The sequence below is a fragment of the Bacillus sp. GC_Bacil_1 genome (genome assembly GCF_026540675.1).
In the GTDB taxonomy this organism is placed as follows: Bacteria; Bacillota; Bacilli; order Bacillales; family Bacillaceae_G; genus Bacillus_A; species Bacillus_A cereus.
Genome location: NZ_JALNUG010000015.1, coordinates 123,397 through 139,660 on the forward strand (window position 1 = coordinate 123,397; position 16,264 = coordinate 139,660).

Below are 16,264 nucleotides of genomic sequence, written 5' to 3' on the forward strand. Positions count from 1 at the left end.
GTATGTGGTTAAAACTAGTTTTTAAGAAGCATATGTTTTAGCAACTGCAGAAATTCTGTATCACTTTTATCATCTTTTATATAATCCTGTTCGTAGTTAAAAATCATTCGTACTAACATAAAAGCTGTAAGCGGTAATGGGACCTTATGCAAAGCTCCTTGCTGATAACCTTTTTCAAGTAAATTACTTATCATGTTAATTGCTTCTTCTTCAGATTGTTTAAAACAAGTTGTAATTTCAGGTGAATGGTACTCTTTATATTCTTGAAAGAGTGTAGAAACAAATGGATCTTGATGATATTCTAGGCTGATATAATGAAGAATTTTTTGTATTCGAAGTAAAACATCTTTTTCTTCTTTATATAAATTAAATAATTGTGAGCGTTTAAGCTGAATATGACGCATATAGCAGTCGCATAATATTTCAGTTTTATCTGTATAGTAATAATAAATAGTACCTTTACCAACTTTAGCTGTCTTTGCAATTTCATCAACCGTTGTGTTACGGACACCACGCGTAGAGAACAGTATTGTGGCAGATTGAATGATTTTCATTTTTTTATTTTCTTTTTCTAATTTGATCATTGTCTACACCCTATCCTTGAAATATTTAGCGAAGTTTTCTGTCTTTACATTCTGTATTAGTTCATTTCTAATTTTGTAAATCCTAATAGAAAGTCCTCTATTTGCTTCTTATAGAATAACATACACCATTCTTATTTCTAGTATATAACTATAATAGAATGCAACTGTATCACTTAGGATGAAAATGAAAGTTTAAGGTAATAATTTTTTAATCGGACGATGAGAATTCAAGTGAAAGGGGACGGTGATTTCTTTCTTGAGTGAATTATTTGATTTTTTATTCAATTCATTTTATTATATAAACATGACTAAAAGATGTTTTTAGTCGGATTTTTTTACGGAAAACCGACTGATATTTGATTTTAGTCGGTTTCTATACTATTTGAGAGAAGGTAGACACTATGTGTGGAATTGCAGGGTGGATAGACTGGTCTAAAGACCTGTCTAATGAACAAGAAACGTTAAAAAAAATGACAGATGCTATCATTCACCGAGGACCTGACGCAGAGGGGCATTGGTTTTCAAAACGAGCGGCATTAGGTCATCGACGTCTCATCGTCATTGATCCTGAAGGTGGCCTTCAACCTATGCTGTATAAAGATGGAAATAATACGATTGGCCTTACGTTCAATGGAGAAATTTATAACTATCAAGAATTACGTAAAGAACTTGAGGAGAAAGGTCATGAATTTCAGACCAAGTCGGATACAGAGGTATTACTACACGCTTACTTAGAATGGCAAGAAGATTGTGTTCAACACTTAAATGGGATTTTTGCTTTTGGTATTTGGGATGAAAGATTTGGAAAATTGATGCTTGGTCGTGATCATCTAGGTGTGAAGCCTTTATTTTTTGCTCAAAGGGGAAGTGCAGTTCTCTTTGGTTCAGAGTTAAAAGTTTTACTTTCACATCCACTTGTAGATGCAGAGGTAGATAAAGAAGGACTTTCTGAAATATTCTGCCTTGGACCAACACGTACTCCTGGTCATGCTATTTTCAAGGATATACATGAAGTGCGTGCTGGCCATTATATGACGTTTACCTCTAATGGCTCGACTACGACACAGTATTGGAAACTTGAAAGTAAAAAACATGTAGATGATATTGATACAACAGTCGAGACAATCCGCTCCATTTTACAAGATACGGTTAAACGGCAGTTAATTGCTGATAAACCAGTGGTATCTATGCTTTCCGGAGGTTTAGATTCCAGTGGTTTAACAGGTTTAGCAGGAAATGAATTTGGGAATAAAGGGGAACGCCTTCATACATATTCCCTGAATTTCATCAATGATGAAAAAGACTTTGAGCAAGACTTCCTTCGTTTTGATCGTGATGAACCTTGGGTGAAACGTGTGGCTGAATATGTAGGAACAAAGCATCATTCTATAGAGTTAGGATCAGATAGTTTAATAGAGTATTTATTAACTCCAATGCGAGCGCGTGATCTACCTGGAGTTGGAGAACTGGAAACGTCTCTTTATTTGCTATTTAAGGAAATGAAAAAAGACGCAACAGTTGCACTTTCAGGCGAATCCGCAGATGAAGTATTCTCAGGATATCCATGGTTCCATCAAGAGAAGTTTCTAGATGCAGAGATATTCCCTTGGAGTGTTAATTTATGGTATAGCACAGAAATTCTATCAGAGGATTTTAAAGCGAAGATTAGCCCTGAAAAATATCAAAAACAAAAATTTGAAGATGCGGTTGCTGAGGTTCCTTTTTTAGAAGGTGAAAGTGATCTGCAAATGAAGCAACGTCAAATGTCTTACATGTTTATTACACGTTTCTTGCCATTTATGCTAGAACGAAAAGATCGCACAAGTATGATGAATGGCTTTGAAGTACGAGTTCCATTTTGCGATTACCGGCTTGTAGAATACTTATGGAATGTCCCATTCGAAATGAAAAGCATAGACAATATTGAAAAAGGTATTTTACGTCGAGCTTTTGAAAATGTACTTCCAGAAGATGTGCGTTATCGCAAAAAAAGTGCATATCCAAGCACAAAGGATGCCTCTTATGTACAAGGTATTAGTGATTGGATGTTACATGTGTTGAACAATCCTGAATCACCTATTTTGCCATTGATTAATGTAGAAAGAGTTCGTGCTATTGCAGAAGGAAAAGACGAAGTAATTTCAGGTAATGATGCACGAGGTATAATAGATTATTTACTTCAAGTTAATAGTTGGCTTCAGGAATATAATATTAAATTAGTATGGTAGATGTAATTTTCAAATAAAGAGAATAGCTGAAACATCAATGACCTAAGTGAACCGCATTTCCAATGGATTAGATATTTATCTAATAATTGGAGATGCGGTTTTATTATTTTGATTTGCAATAACCCTAATCAGTTAGTTAATTAGAATCAAATAAGAAACATAGAAATAGGGGGAATAATATGAATTGGAGGTTCTTTCCTGAGAGTAGGGAGTCTCTTTAATCTCGCTACCGATAATCAAATGATATGTTAATTAGATTTGAATATTGTATGCATCGTCTTTTCTTCAATAAATATTAAGTGATAAACTTCATATGTAGTATATAAGGAGATTATCTCATAGGTTATTTGCAAATATTAGATGGGGAGTATTTGACACATACATAACCTAAAGATTTAGATGAAATTAATATAGATAAGTATTTACTACGATTGCCTTCCTATTTTTCTTAGAATTTTTTTAGTGAATCAAAATTTAAATTGCGTATACATCTTTTGTATTAGTAGACCTAAGTCTAAAAGTATGTACAATTACACCATTTGACTAATGGGTAAACTTCACAAACTGATATATACTAGTATTGTGTCTTGCCTTTTTAGGTGTAGTACACAGCCGGTGATTGGCTAGTGGATGTCCTTCCATTTTGCCAGTGCCGGTTTTTTGTTGGATAATAGAGAAAATGAAGTTTTTATAAGGAAAGAAGGGGTTGTTTTGAAAGATGTAAATTCTATCTTTATGAGAGAAAAGATTGCTAGTTTTTATCTTTATTTTATTTCTTTTCTTGGTTTGGTTACTATAACTATATCTTTACTTGAAATTAAAATCCCTTCTCATCTAACAATACTAATATTGTTGTTACTTTTTATGGGGATTGCAGAGTATTTTCCTGTAAGATTTTGGAGAGGAACTAGTTCGCTTACCTTTCCGATAATTTACGCTATGAGTTGGCAGTTTGGAATCCATATAACTATTGTTGCTATTGTACTTGTCACGCTAATTATTCACCTGCATCGTCGTTCACCGATACAAAGAATGTTATTTAATAGTACTCAACATGCACTTAGTTTGATCTTTGCCAAATGGTTTTCAGACAAATGTATGTCCTTAATAATTAATAAGATAGGTATGTCAGTTCTGTATGAGAATTTAATATCTTTGTTATTATTTTGCGTGTTTTTTTGTTTTTTCAACAATCGCTTTTATGATTTGTTAATGATACTTCTTCCGCAGCCATATTCAATTTATCAATGGTATAAAAAAACTATTACGGTATTTCTTTGCGAAACTTTTGGTTTCTCTTATGCGGCACTGATGCATGTACTAATTAGTACATATAGTGTGGAAGTAAACGAAATTACAGTACTGTTTTTCTTTTTTCCACTTGTAGCAACTTCAGTAATTAGTTCTTTTTCTGTACGGATAAGGATGGAAAAGGAACGATTATATGAGTTATTTCTTATTACGACCGAAATTAGTCGAGGATTAACCGGAGGAAACTTGAAACATATTAAACAAGCACTTAAAGGTTTTTTTGGCATACAAGCATATGTAATATGGACAAAAGATGATGGTAACTGGAATATTCTATTAAAAGATGGGAAAGTCCGTTCTGATATATCTGATGATTCAGAAAAGTTAGAGGCGTTTGAGGGACTTTCTAAAAATCTTGTATTTAATGATTGGAAAATTGGTACTGCTCCTGAAGATGAAATATTTGATAGTGTTATACGCTCACTTGTATATTTTCCTCTTATAGTAAATGATGAACTAGTCGGAATGTTTGTTGCAGGGAAAAGTAGAAATGCGGGTTTCTTTCCGGAAGATGTACAGTCGTTAGCTACATTTTCTAACCAATTAGCTAACGTAGTTAAAACAAGGTTATTGATTTCTGAACAGGAAAAAAGAATGATCTTAGAAGAAAGGAATAGAATCGCCCGTGAAATTCACGATGGTATTGCGCAAACATTAGCCGGGGTGATATTCCAATTAGAATCCGCTCGGAAAAAATACCGTGATAAACCAATTGATATGCAGCAGGTAGTAGAGAAAAGCATAAAAGATTTAAGAGGAAGCCTAGGAGAAGTTCGCTACTCTATTTATGCTTTAAAGCCATATCCGACGCAACAACTAGGCCTTAAGCAGGCGATAGCAAGTAAAATAAAATCTTTAAAACAAGAATATGAACTAGATATTACATATCATGAAAGGGGTCATGCACGTGCGCTTAGTTTTTCAAAAGAAAGGGTTATTTTTGATACATTACAAGAGAGTTTGCAAAACATTGTAAAACATGCGCAAGCAAAAAAGGCTGATGTTTTAATCAGTTATCAAAGGGAGCACGTGCTTTTAAGAGTTAAGGATAATGGAGTTGGCTTTTCACTATTTGAGTCTATGGTTAAAACGAAGAATGAGCCACATTATGGTATATTACATATGAATGAACAAGCTGACCAATTAGGGGCTACTTTACAGATTGATAGTTCTGTAGGAAAAGGGACAGAAATTACACTGTTAATTCCAGATTCACAAACAAGGGGTGCGTAAAATGATTAAAATATTAGTAGTAGATGATCATGCTTTTTTACGGGATGCAATTCGGAGCATACTAGAGGATGAATCTGATATAAAAGTGGTTGGAGAAGCTAGCTCTGGAGATGGAGTATTGGGAAAAGTAGAAGAATGCCGACCAGATTGTATTTTGATGGATATTAATCTTCCAGGGAAAAATGGGATTGAAGCTACAGAGTTAGTGAAAAAAAAATATCCGAGTTGCCGTGTACTTGTGTTTACAATGTATGAACATGACGAGTATTTAATGGATGCACTCCAGGCCGGTGCTGATGGTTATTTATTGAAGGATTCATCATCAGATCAGGTAGTAGCAGCAATTCGAATGTTATATCGAGGCGATTCAGTCATTCATCCGCGTATGACTAAAAAATTAATTACATATCATCAGCAAAAAATGAAAGTAGAATCAAATGAAAATGAACTGACGGAACGTGAAAAGGAAATTCTCTTTGAACTAGTAAAAGGACTTAGTAATAAAGAAATTGCTGAAGTTTTATATATTAGTGATAAAACAGTTAAAATTCACATCAATAAAATTTTTAAAAAGCTAAATGTGAAAAGTCGATCGCAAGCAGTGATTTATGCAGTCCGAAATCAATTAGTTCCGCTAGATTAAATAAGAAATCTATCAAAGAACTATCGTGTCGCTTTATTCTGTATTACAAAGAATAAAGGACAAGGTAGTTCTTTTGTACTATGTAGGCATAGAATCCTTAGAGAAAAGATACTCCTTTTGTTTAATTTTCAGAATAATCAAAATGTGGAATAATAAAAATAGAATTACATTTTAATCTTGTTAATAATTCATTTTGTGAAAATCTTTTGTTGGAAATAAATGACGGAGGGCTCTTATAGAAAGAGTAAAGTGAGTGGTTAGCTATGTAAGGTATGGGGATGGTAGTAGTGTTGGAAGTCTTTCATGATACAAAAGATTAAGATTAATAGAGTTTCCAATGCTACATGGGAATTTAAGAATCAATTTGTTTCAAAAAATAATATTAATAATGGGGAGATGTAATATGAAACGAGGGAAATTTGGAAAGATTCTTATTGGAACGTTAACAGCTGGAATGTTATTGTCTCAAGGAATTCCATATAACGTATTAGCGGAAGAGGTAAATACATCTACTTTAACTGGAATTGATGATGCAAATGCTATCTTAAAAGGTCTTACAAAGGAACAACGTAATGCCTTAAAAACGTTAGATACAAAACCAGGTTTTGTTATTTCGCCAGGTATCAATACAACAAGTCCTAATAATGTGAATGTGATTATAGAATTTAAGCAAGCGCCTAGCAAAATAGAGGTATTAAAACAAGCGGCTAAAGGGAAAAAAGTAGCTCTTTCAAATGCGGAACAAAAGGTAGAGGCATCACATAAAGGATTTAAAGCAGAGCTTGAGCAGCTTCAAAAGAATAAAGAGAAAGGAACAAATGTAAAATCTGCAAAAATAACAAGAGAATATAAGAATGCTTTTAATGGTGTAGCGATTTCTTTACCAGCAAATATGATCGAAGACTTAGTTCGTACCGGTATCGTTAAGCGCGTATGGGAAGATCATGAGGTTAAAATTGATTTGCCGAAAGAAACAACTAAGACTGCTGTTGAACCGAAAATGGCGGATAGTGTACCGCAAATTGGTGTGGACAAGCTGCATGATGAAAAAATAACAGGGAAAGGAATTAAGGTAGGTGTACTGGACACAGGTATTGATTACAACCACCCGGATTTGAAAGATGCATATAAAGGATATCGTGCAAAACAAGGTGAAGATCCAAGTAAAATAGATCCGAACTCCATAAAAGGATGGGACTTTGTTAATAATGATGCTGATCCAATGGAGACAACGTATAAGGATTGGCAAAATTCTGGAGGATATCCTGAGATTTATGAGGGGAGTGCATATTATACATCCCATGGTACGCATGTAGCTGGGACAATTGCTGCAGACAAACAGAATAGTGTGGATTATGCAGTGAAGGGTGTTGCTCCAGATGTAGATTTATATTCATATCGCGTATTAGGTCCATATGGAAGTGGACAAACAAGCGGTATTCTTGCTGCGATTGATAAAGCGGTGAAAGACGATATGGATGTTATCAATTTATCACTAGGAGCGTCTATTAATGATCCTTTATATCCTACTTCTGTCGCAGTGAACAATACGATGTTAGCTGGTGTTGTTACAGTAGTAGCAGCAGGTAACAGTGGTCCGGAAGAAGGTACCATTGGATCACCTAGTGCAGCGGCACTTCCAATTACAGTTGGAGCCAGTGATGCTGCAATGACGATCCCAACGTTTTCTATCGATGCAGGTGATTTACATGTGGATAAGATGATGCTACTTGGAAAAAGCTTTACTGATAAGATTGAAGATTTGAAAGGTCAATCCGTATCAGTTGTATATGCAGGGCTTGGAAAATCAAATGATTTTACAGGAAAAGATGTAAAAGGAAAATTAGCTCTTATCCAACGCGGTGAGATTACATTTGATGAAAAAATTAAGCATGCTAAGGAAGCAGGCGCAAAAGCGGTAATCGTATATAACAATGTAGATGGTGAAATTACAAGTTATCTTGGGGAAAGTACTTCGTCTATTCCATCGTTCCGCTTAACAAAAGTAGATGGTGAGAAATTACAAGTAAAAGCTGTACAAGGAGATGTGTCGTTAGCGTTTGGAGAACTAAGTAATATAAAAATAGAGGGAGATCACTTAGCTGATTTTAGCTCCCGCGGTCCTGCAACTAAGACAGATGATATTAAGCCAGATATTGTAGCACCAGGTGTGTCTATTTTCTCAACTGTTCCTGAATATATTAATGATCCAAAAGATGGAGATAATTATCCGGTAGCGTATGGAAGTATGTCAGGTACCTCTATGGCAACTCCTCATACTGCAGGGGTAGCGGCACTTATTTTACAAGAACATCCAAACTATAGTCCATTTGAAGTAAAAGAAGCACTCATGAATACCGCAGTTGATTTAAAGGAAGAGCGTTCTGTATTTGAGGTGGGCTCAGGACGAATTGATGCATATCGTGCAGTTCATGCAGATACATCTATCGAGGTTGTTGATAAAACATCAAACGTTGTAGGTGATGAAGAAGTAGAAATTGAAGAAAAAACAGGTTCTATTGCATTTGGGTATAAAAATCAAATTGAAAATGGGCCTATTAAAGATAGTCGAAAAGTTTTAATTAAGAACAGCAGTAAAACAGATGGGAAAGAGTTTAAATTAGAGGTGAAATTTTCACCTACAAGTGTAGGTGTGCAAGATGCAGCGAAGAATGGTGTGAAGCTAAACGTACCAGATTCTATTAAAGTAGCTCCTGGTGCATCAGAGGAAATTAACCCTGAAATTACCATTCCAGAAAACGCTGAATTTGGTAGATATGAGGGCTATATTCATATTTCAAATAAAAACAATGAAAAAGAAGTATATCAAGTACCATTTGCAGTTAAATTCACAGAAAAAGGGATTGCGTCTGTAGATTTACTGAGAGATGCAATGGCAACAGATGCTTCTAAATTCCATCCATTTATGGAAAGACCAAGTTCGCCGTTGTCATTTAAATTAAATAGTCCTCTCGAAACCATTGATGCAATTGTGAAGGACCGAACGACAGGGAAGGCATTAGGAGTCGTTGGTACACTTAATGCAAGTAGTCTAACACCGAATGTTGAATATATGATGTTTTCTGGTATGGGAGGGTATGTACTTCCATTCACAGGAAATCCAGCTCATCCAATTGCGGATAAACCTGTTATGTTGCCTGATGGAGATTACGAATTGAACTTCGTTGGATATGATAAAGAAGGAAAATCTTATACAAAAGGCGATAGCATTATCATTGATAATGTAATACCTGAAATGAAATTTAAGGATGTACAACCTGGTATACACGAAGTCAATGATTCTATGTTTAAAGAAGAAGACGGCCAGCGTGCATTATGGGTGCATGGTAATATTTATGATTCTACAGTAGATGCATTAAAGGCAAAAGGCTTGCAATATGATCAAAAAGCGAATCAAATTGTATATTATCAAAACTCAGCCTTCCCATCGGGATGGTTGAATACAATTCAAGCAAACGGTGATTTTAAATTTGGAGTACTTCCAGAGGAAATAAATGAGCCGTTAAATTTAAAATTATTTGGATATGATCTTGCAACTGCAGGGAATATGGCAACTGGATATAAAGATTACGTATTTGTAAAAGAAGGGACAGAATACGCTGTTCCAAGTTATGACAAAGATAAAATCAAATTAGGAGAGAAAATTACATTAACTTTGAATCTTAATAATGTAAAACAGCTTATGTCAGGTACATTTGAAATTCCTTATTACAAGCAGCTATTTAAATTTACAGATGTGAAACCAAATCCAGCACTTACGGAATATGTAGAACAACATGGATTGAACCTTAAATTAGAAGATCCGAAGATAAGTGAAGCAGGAGCTTGGGAAAACAAGGTGAAAGTTGGCGCATCATTGGAAGGAAAAGAATTTAAAGGATTAGATGGAGATAAACCATTTTTAGATGTTACATTCGAGATGACGAACGATGAATACTTTAATGATTTGACTGCATTTGGAGTAGATAAGTTCTCTTATACAAAAGTTGGTGCATCAGAAGGCATTGAGATTCCTGCGTTTAAAGATAAATCTTTTGCTATTGTTTCGAAACATTCAACGGTTACAGGATATATTGGCCCGGAAGCTTTCTTGAATGAAGAGGGGTATTTAGGTAAGAAAGACTATACAAAACTAGGAGCAAAAGTGTACGCAGTTGGAAAGGATGGAAAGAAATATACAGGAACGATTGGTGATAACGGACAATTTGAAATTCATAGTGTTCCAGTAAGCGATAAAGAATATGATATTTTCGTAGAAATGCCAGGTCATTTAAATAGTAAATTAACAACAAAAATAGGGAAAATGCAGGATGGAGAATTAGTGGGACAAAACTTTAGAGCTGACATGGATGATAACCTTGCAGGTGATGTAAACGGCGATAAAATGGTAGATATTCAAGATGCTAGAATAGCAGCTTTATCGTATGGAAAAGGAAAAGTATCTGTAAAAGATGGAGATATAAATCAAGATGGTGTTGTAGGTGAAACGGATGTTCGTTTAATTGAGAAAAACTTCTTGAAAAAGGGCCCAGATGCTAAAGGAAACGAGAAACCGAAAGAAAATGTAGGGCCAGTGACGTTAGAGAAAATTTTACGCTCTATCGGTTTAGAACCAAAAAAATAAGTGGACAAACTTCTAGAGTAAATAAAGGCATCAGACAATGGATATTAAATGAAATGGATTGGTTAACAAATGACCGGAAATGATTTACGGTAACATTACCGGTCATTTTAAGAGTCATAGTCGTTTGGGTACATGAAGTAACTAGTTTAAAGTAAGTTTGCTTTCATTATGGGACAAGGAAGTTGCTTAATTATTATTGTTGTTTGTGGGATGGAAATAAGGTTTGTAGTTTAAACTTTAACAATAGGGGGACTTGTGAAATGGGTATGAAGAAAAAACTTGGTATGGGTGTTGTAACTGTAATGCTTGGCTTATCCTTAATTGGCGGGGGAACATATGCATATTTTAGTGATAAGGAAGTATCACAAAACACGTTTGCAGCGGGTACTTTAGATTTGAGTGTGAATCCAGAAGTTGTTATTAATGTCGACAATCTGAAACCAGGTGATGAAATGGAACGTGGTTTTCAATTAGTAAACAAAGGAACCTTAGCAATAGGAGATGTGAAACTCCTGACAGATTACAGTGTAATCGATGCGAAAGGGGATAATGGAAATGCTGATTTTGGTGATCATATCCGTGTTGATTTCTTGTGGAACTTGGATAAAAATGAGGTTCCAATTTGGTCTACTACATTATCTGAATTAAAGGTAGCTATGCAAAATGGAAATATTCCTAATCTTGTAAAGAACGGTATTGTAGATCGAGAAGGAAATGGACTTGCTCCAGGTGATGATGATACATTTTATGTAATGTTTACATTCGTAGATAACGGTGAAGAACAAAATGTATTTCAAGGAGATGCGTTGAAATTAAATTGGACTTTTAATTCCATGCAAGCAAGCGGTGAAGAAAAGTAAGTGTAATAATTTGTATACTATATGTGTGAGACATATCGTATACAAATGAAAAGAACTGTTTTGAAATGAAGGCGTTTATCCTCAATGGTAAAACTCCTTATAAAAATATGGGTGAAAAACTTGATGATGATTTCCCTTTTAAAACACATCGTAAAAATATTTTGCGATGTGTTTTGTTGTAAGTTGGAGAGTACAGAAATATTAAATGATTATCCAGCTTTTGAGATACTTTGAGGGAATTTAGCACCTTACGCTAGCTTAGCAGCTTTCCTGAAGGGGATTTTGTTTTTTTACATGACGAAATGCTTAAAAACATAATATAAAATAAACATGTTTGATTTTCATCCATGTTTAATTTTTATAAACATCCATTACTTTAAACGTTTGACAAACGAGCATTAAGTCTGGAGTAAAAGTAAGTCCATACCGACTTAATTCCCAAGTGAAAAATTTAACGTGCTCACTATACCAATAATCATAGCTTAAATCGCCTTCACCCTCAGATCTTGCAAAATTACTTGTTACTTCATTCATTTTTAGTAAATCGATCTTTGTATATTTTATAATTGCTAATGGATTATTGTCTCCATCCAATACAATATCGTACTGACCAACTTTTTGAATTTCTTCCCCTTCAAGCTCATAAACACAATGTGCAGCGCATGTTCCTGTTTTGATTCCTTTAACTACTAAACTTCCTAATTTATCTCCCATTTCTTTGGAACCATCTCCAAACATCCATGCATCTGGAACACTCATGTTTAACTCATTTTCTTTAGAGTACATATACCAATATTCTTCTATCTTATTAACTGACATCTGTCACTCATCTCCTTAATATTTAAATATTTTGAATTTAACACACGGCATATTATCTGTCAATATTTTAGAAGAACTTGCAATACAACTACATCGATAAATGTTTATAAAAAATATAACTCTTCGTAAACATATTTTCCATTCTGTATATTAATGCGAATAAACGAAACTCATACTGTTATTCTGCTGAAATCGTTACGGAAAAGTAAAATAGTGGATAAAAGAACAAACTATAAATGGTTTTATTTACCAATAATATTTTCTTTGTTTCGTAGCATATTAAACGTACAGGAGGTGATATATGATGGCAAACAATCGTAACAACTCTTTAGTGGTTGCAGGTGCAGAAAGCGCACTAGATCAAATGAAATATGAAATTGCACAAGAATTCGGCGTACAATTAGGCGCGGATTCAACTGCAAGAGCGAACGGCTCTGTAGGTGGAGAAATCACAAAACGTCTCGTTGCTATGGCAGAACAGCAACTTGGTGGATATAACAAATAATGCTAGGTATAAAGTAGAAAAAGGAGAGATTATATCTCTCCTTTTTTTGTAAAATATTCGATTATGAATATTTTATTTGTTATCTATCTTGTCTCTTATTACTTGTATCTTCCAGCCACTTAGAAACATATTCTTGCATACGAGATTCTAATGATTGAATCGTTTCATTTGAGATAGTGAGTGCTTGATCCGCATACTTTTTCGGGAACATGTTGCGCAAAGTAGGTTCATTTTCAGCACCATCTCCTGGTTCACGGTAATCTTCAATGATGTAATCATCCCCATTTTTTGTGACCGTCACACGGATTGGAAGTAAATGTCCTGCTTGAGAAACTGTCTGTGTTTCGCGGTTGTATCCTTGCATGAGGGAATGAAGGTAGACATACATTTTTTCATCCTTCATTTCAGTTCCATAGATTACATGCGTCTCAAATTGTTTTTCTGTATGATTTAATTTGTCTTGATTCCAGGCAATGATACTTTCTGAAATAAGGGATTCTAATTTGCTGTTTAGCGGAATCTCCGTTACATCCTTTGCATCATTTTGGACAGAATCACACCCTGTTGCAATGAAAACGAGTATGACAATACTTACGGTAATTATTATCTTTCTCAAAATCTTATTTTCATATGTTAATGCAAAACGTCTGCTCATCAATTCACTCCATTTCTCTTTGTGCTAATCATCCACTGACATAACTCTTTTATATGACAATAGTAAAATCGTCTTCAAACTAGAAACTTATTCTATCCAAGGGAATATATTGAATTATATAATACATACTATACATTCTTACACATAACGGGAGAGACTCTATGAGAAAAGTTATAATGTATTGCGGGATCTTTATTATGATTCTTTTAAGCGGTTGTATCCGATTCGGAAAAGACATTACAGATACAATCTATCTCATTCCTGAAGCATACGAAGGAGACCTTTTGGTTATATACAATGTTCCAGGAGCTGAGTTGTTGCCAGAAGAAGATGGATTTCGTGTCGTCACTTTTTCTGCAGACGGGACCGCAGTTACATCTACAGCCGATATGAAATATGGGGAAGTCAATGACACGTATTACACGGTTAACAAGGAAGGTAAGCGCACCAAACTTGATGAAAGCTGTATACGCGTTGGTTCAAATGGAGGCACTACTGAAAACATTGGTAAAGAAAATGAGCATACATTCTCATACACGAAATTGGCAGTTACAACTAGTGCTTGCTCACAAAGCTTCTCATCATACGGGAGAGAAGTACCAGAAAATCAAGAACATCCTGTAGAGAAGAAACTGAGGGAATTATTGGTGCTCGTAAAAGAGCAGTATATGAAAGTGAAATACTAAATTTTCAAAAGGGTGAATGGATGATGTTAGGAATAGGGTTGATTGTAGTAGGCGTTTTACTTGTCAGCGTTGTATCTTACCGAGAAATAAAGAAAGCAGGGGGCGTAACCTGGATTGAAATTCTAGTATATCCCTTTTTATTATTAATAGGCGCGTTACTCGAACATTTTGATCTGCCAGAGTTTTTAATATTTTTAGGTTTGGTATGTATTGTTTTTGGTAGCTGTATGGTCATGGGCGTCAATATTCTATAACATTAAGAGCAAAGCATCTAGTTCAGATGCTTTTTTATTTTATTTTGTAATTTTTATTTTTAATGTCTATCACACTAGTTAGCCAGACATACAGGGTTCCAAGTGCTGGTAAAAAACTTAGCAAGTTGAATGTATTCTCTATAATATAGAATGAAATAAAAATGGAGGAAAAATAAATAGAAAATGGAAGAAAAATGTATACGTCACGTTTTAAAGATTTTAAACTTTGCACTTTATTCACCTCAGCTTTTCTGGCATTATGTTTTAAATAAGAACCCGTAAATTTGCAGATTCTCCTGGTGATGATTTTAAAATATGTAACTTAGTTTTAATCATAGAATGTATTGAATCACTATAAAAATCAAATATTAATTTTCTAAAGAATCCTATACAAACCTTATTGCGTTAGAAATATAGACCTAATTATAACCGTTGTAAATGGATCCAATTAGATTTCGGCATCCCAGTATCCGCATCATAACTAGTAACACATCCTGTCATCCCTTTTAAAATACCAACATGGATTGTTGCATCCGCATTAACTGTTACAATTTTCATCACATTCAGCTCCGTTTCGATAATATGCTTTGACTTCCCGCGTGATCATTTATTCGTTAGATAACAAAAACGCACCGTAACCCAGTGCGTTTCAGACAAATATACCTATATGTTTTACTTTGTAATTTGGAAGGAGCCACCATAATAATATGAATTGTCTACTTTTAGTACTGCCACATATGTACCTGGTGTGTAAACCGTTGTAATTGGTGTTTTGAACCTAGAATAGTAGTGGTGTCCAGCCTCACCTGCAGAAATGGTTTTGTAGCGTTGCAATTTACCTTCTCCGTTCAATCGATAAATCTTTACAACACCTACATCTTTTCCGCCTATATATACCGTCGTATCAAACGTATCACCTTGTTTTAACGTACCAGGGGCTAATTCTTGTATATAGTCCACGTTGTGATGCAATAAGAAATACGTCTGCCATGGCCAATCATCCACAACAGCTGAAGCTTGCTTAATCGTATTTACTTCAGCGCGCGCTTTATCAGGTAGCGTACTGTCTAAAACGATAAAACCCGAAAAGGTTAAGGCACCGATTAAAGCAAATGAACATAATTTTTTCATATTAAATTCCTCTCGTTTATCTGACATTGTCATAGTCCAATTACAGGTATTAGGTTGTCATCCATTAATTGGATTATTATTCTAAAATCAATATATCATTTTCTTTTAATTTAATCAAATTAGAATTTTCTAACAAGTGATGAGGATAGATAAAATTCCATCTTTCTCCGTTTTTTCTATCATACAGAAGAAAGAACAGAGGCGATAAAGAAATTTTATTCCGCTCTCTTTTCAAATTAACAACATTTCCCGTTTGTACGGTACGAGACTATATTAAACATAAAATGACACGAAAGGGGATTGGAATTAGCGAATATTTACATGGAATCTAGGAGATGCAAGCTCAACATTTCATAACGGATCGATGGTTCCATTTCAACAGACTCCGAATCCGACAGTAATTTTGTTCTGTTTACTCATGAGGTAACGGAAGAGAATTTAGAAAAACTTGCTACAATTGCTCATCAGTATACAGAGGATACCATCCATTGTTACAATTACGGCAGTGTAGAAAAAGTAGGATAAAAGAAGAAAACATACTGTTCCAAATTAATATTCCGTGTGTTTTTTGAACATACATTCCTTTATTTAATGTATATATTGAATATATGGATATACTGTGTTATGATGTGAATTAGAAACTCGCGTGTTTCAAATACAACATTTTTATCTTCTTGATGACCTCTTATCTTTCCGTAAGAGGTCTTTTT

At 34.5% G+C, this 16,264-nt stretch carries 13 protein-coding genes; 8 read left to right on the plus strand and 5 right to left on the minus strand.

Annotation, left to right across the window (positions count from 1 at the left end; genetic code table 11):
* Nucleotides 1-14: 14 nt before the first annotated feature.
* Entirely contained in the window at nt 15-584 is a 570-nt protein-coding gene (locus OXT04_RS21530; RefSeq protein WP_000593069.1) for a TetR/AcrR family transcriptional regulator, read from the minus strand.
* Nucleotides 585-985: 401 nt separating this feature from the next.
* Here OXT04_RS21530 and asnB point away from each other — a divergent pair, with 401 nt between their 5' ends.
* The 5 genes from asnB to OXT04_RS21555 all read left to right on the plus strand — a co-directional run bounded on the left by asnB (nt 986) and on the right by OXT04_RS21555 (nt 11,504).
* Complete coding sequence (gene asnB, locus OXT04_RS21535; RefSeq protein WP_267417478.1) at nt 986-2,812, plus strand: asparagine synthase (glutamine-hydrolyzing); 1,827 nt, start codon at nt 986-988, stop codon at nt 2,810-2,812.
* Nucleotides 2,813-3,523: 711 nt separating this feature from the next.
* Nucleotides 3,524-5,356, plus strand: a complete 1,833-nt coding sequence (locus tag OXT04_RS21540; RefSeq protein WP_090976624.1) for a GAF domain-containing sensor histidine kinase — start codon at nt 3,524-3,526, stop codon at nt 5,354-5,356.
* A gap of 1 nt (nt 5,357) precedes the next feature.
* The gene (locus tag OXT04_RS21545; protein WP_000590664.1) at nt 5,358-5,999 is read left to right on the plus strand and encodes a response regulator; all 642 of its coding nucleotides are present in this window, start codon (nt 5,358-5,360) and stop codon (nt 5,997-5,999) included.
* A 403-nt stretch (nt 6,000-6,402) separates the two neighbouring features.
* Nucleotides 6,403-10,644: a S8 family serine peptidase gene (locus OXT04_RS21550; protein WP_267417483.1), complete on the plus strand. Its 4,242-nt coding sequence runs from the start codon at nt 6,403-6,405 to the stop codon at nt 10,642-10,644.
* A 260-nt stretch (nt 10,645-10,904) separates the two neighbouring features.
* The gene (locus OXT04_RS21555) at nt 10,905-11,504 is read left to right on the plus strand and encodes a TasA family protein (protein WP_267417485.1); all 600 of its coding nucleotides are present in this window, start codon (nt 10,905-10,907) and stop codon (nt 11,502-11,504) included.
* A gap of 351 nt (nt 11,505-11,855) precedes the next feature.
* Here OXT04_RS21555 and OXT04_RS21560 read toward each other — a convergent pair whose 3' ends face one another.
* A complete protein-coding gene (locus OXT04_RS21560) occupies nt 11,856-12,323 on the minus strand; it encodes an ASCH domain-containing protein (protein WP_090976630.1) in 468 nt (155 codons plus the stop codon).
* A gap of 304 nt (nt 12,324-12,627) precedes the next feature.
* Here OXT04_RS21560 and OXT04_RS21565 point away from each other — a divergent pair, with 304 nt between their 5' ends.
* A complete protein-coding gene (locus OXT04_RS21565) occupies nt 12,628-12,828 on the plus strand; it encodes an alpha/beta-type small acid-soluble spore protein (protein WP_000002881.1) in 201 nt (66 codons plus the stop codon).
* 79 nt (nt 12,829-12,907) lie between these two features.
* Here the strand turns inward: OXT04_RS21565 and OXT04_RS21570 are convergent, their stop codons facing one another.
* Complete coding sequence (locus OXT04_RS21570; RefSeq protein WP_110496614.1) at nt 12,908-13,483, minus strand: peptidase M56; 576 nt, start codon at nt 13,481-13,483, stop codon at nt 12,908-12,910.
* Between the two features lie 161 nt (nt 13,484-13,644).
* Here OXT04_RS21570 and OXT04_RS21575 point away from each other — a divergent pair, with 161 nt between their 5' ends.
* A complete protein-coding gene (locus OXT04_RS21575; RefSeq protein WP_090976633.1) occupies nt 13,645-14,169 on the plus strand; it encodes a DUF6843 domain-containing protein in 525 nt (174 codons plus the stop codon).
* A gap of 20 nt (nt 14,170-14,189) precedes the next feature.
* Entirely contained in the window at nt 14,190-14,423 is a 234-nt protein-coding gene (locus OXT04_RS21580; protein ID WP_002152897.1) for a hypothetical protein, read from the plus strand.
* Between the two features lie 423 nt (nt 14,424-14,846).
* On the opposite strand, the gene OXT04_RS21585 is transcribed toward OXT04_RS21580, so the two are convergent.
* Entirely contained in the window at nt 14,847-14,981 is a 135-nt protein-coding gene (locus OXT04_RS21585; RefSeq protein ID WP_255259031.1) for a hypothetical protein, read from the minus strand.
* A 114-nt stretch (nt 14,982-15,095) separates the two neighbouring features.
* Nucleotides 15,096-15,554, minus strand: coding sequence for a DUF5065 family protein (locus tag OXT04_RS21590; RefSeq protein ID WP_267417498.1), 459 nt, complete (start codon nt 15,552-15,554; stop codon nt 15,096-15,098).
* Nucleotides 15,555-16,264 lie beyond the last annotated feature (710 nt).

Bases quoted from the DNA above. Each gene is read 5' to 3' on its own strand.
- OXT04_RS21590 (WP_267417498.1), bottom strand. From the start codon at position 15,554: ATGAAAAAATTATGTTCATTTGCTTTAATCGGTGCCTTAACCTTTTCG.
- OXT04_RS21530 (WP_000593069.1), bottom strand. From the start codon at position 584: ATGATCAAATTAGAAAAAGAAAATAAAAAAATGAAAATCATTCAATCT.
- OXT04_RS21585 (WP_255259031.1), bottom strand. From the start codon at position 14,981: ATGAAAATTGTAACAGTTAATGCGGATGCAACAATCCATGTTGGTATT.
- asnB (WP_267417478.1), top strand. From the start codon at position 986: ATGTGTGGAATTGCAGGGTGGATAGACTGGTCTAAAGACCTGTCTAAT.
- OXT04_RS21570 (WP_110496614.1), bottom strand. From the start codon at position 13,483: ATGAGCAGACGTTTTGCATTAACATATGAAAATAAGATTTTGAGAAAG.
- OXT04_RS21555 (WP_267417485.1), top strand. From the start codon at position 10,905: ATGGGTATGAAGAAAAAACTTGGTATGGGTGTTGTAACTGTAATGCTT.
- OXT04_RS21545 (WP_000590664.1), top strand. From the start codon at position 5,358: ATGATTAAAATATTAGTAGTAGATGATCATGCTTTTTTACGGGATGCA.
- OXT04_RS21560 (WP_090976630.1), bottom strand. From the start codon at position 12,323: ATGTCAGTTAATAAGATAGAAGAATATTGGTATATGTACTCTAAAGAA.
- OXT04_RS21550 (WP_267417483.1), top strand. From the start codon at position 6,403: ATGAAACGAGGGAAATTTGGAAAGATTCTTATTGGAACGTTAACAGCT.
- OXT04_RS21580 (WP_002152897.1), top strand. From the start codon at position 14,190: ATGATGTTAGGAATAGGGTTGATTGTAGTAGGCGTTTTACTTGTCAGC.
- OXT04_RS21565 (WP_000002881.1), top strand. From the start codon at position 12,628: ATGGCAAACAATCGTAACAACTCTTTAGTGGTTGCAGGTGCAGAAAGC.
- OXT04_RS21575 (WP_090976633.1), top strand. From the start codon at position 13,645: ATGAGAAAAGTTATAATGTATTGCGGGATCTTTATTATGATTCTTTTA.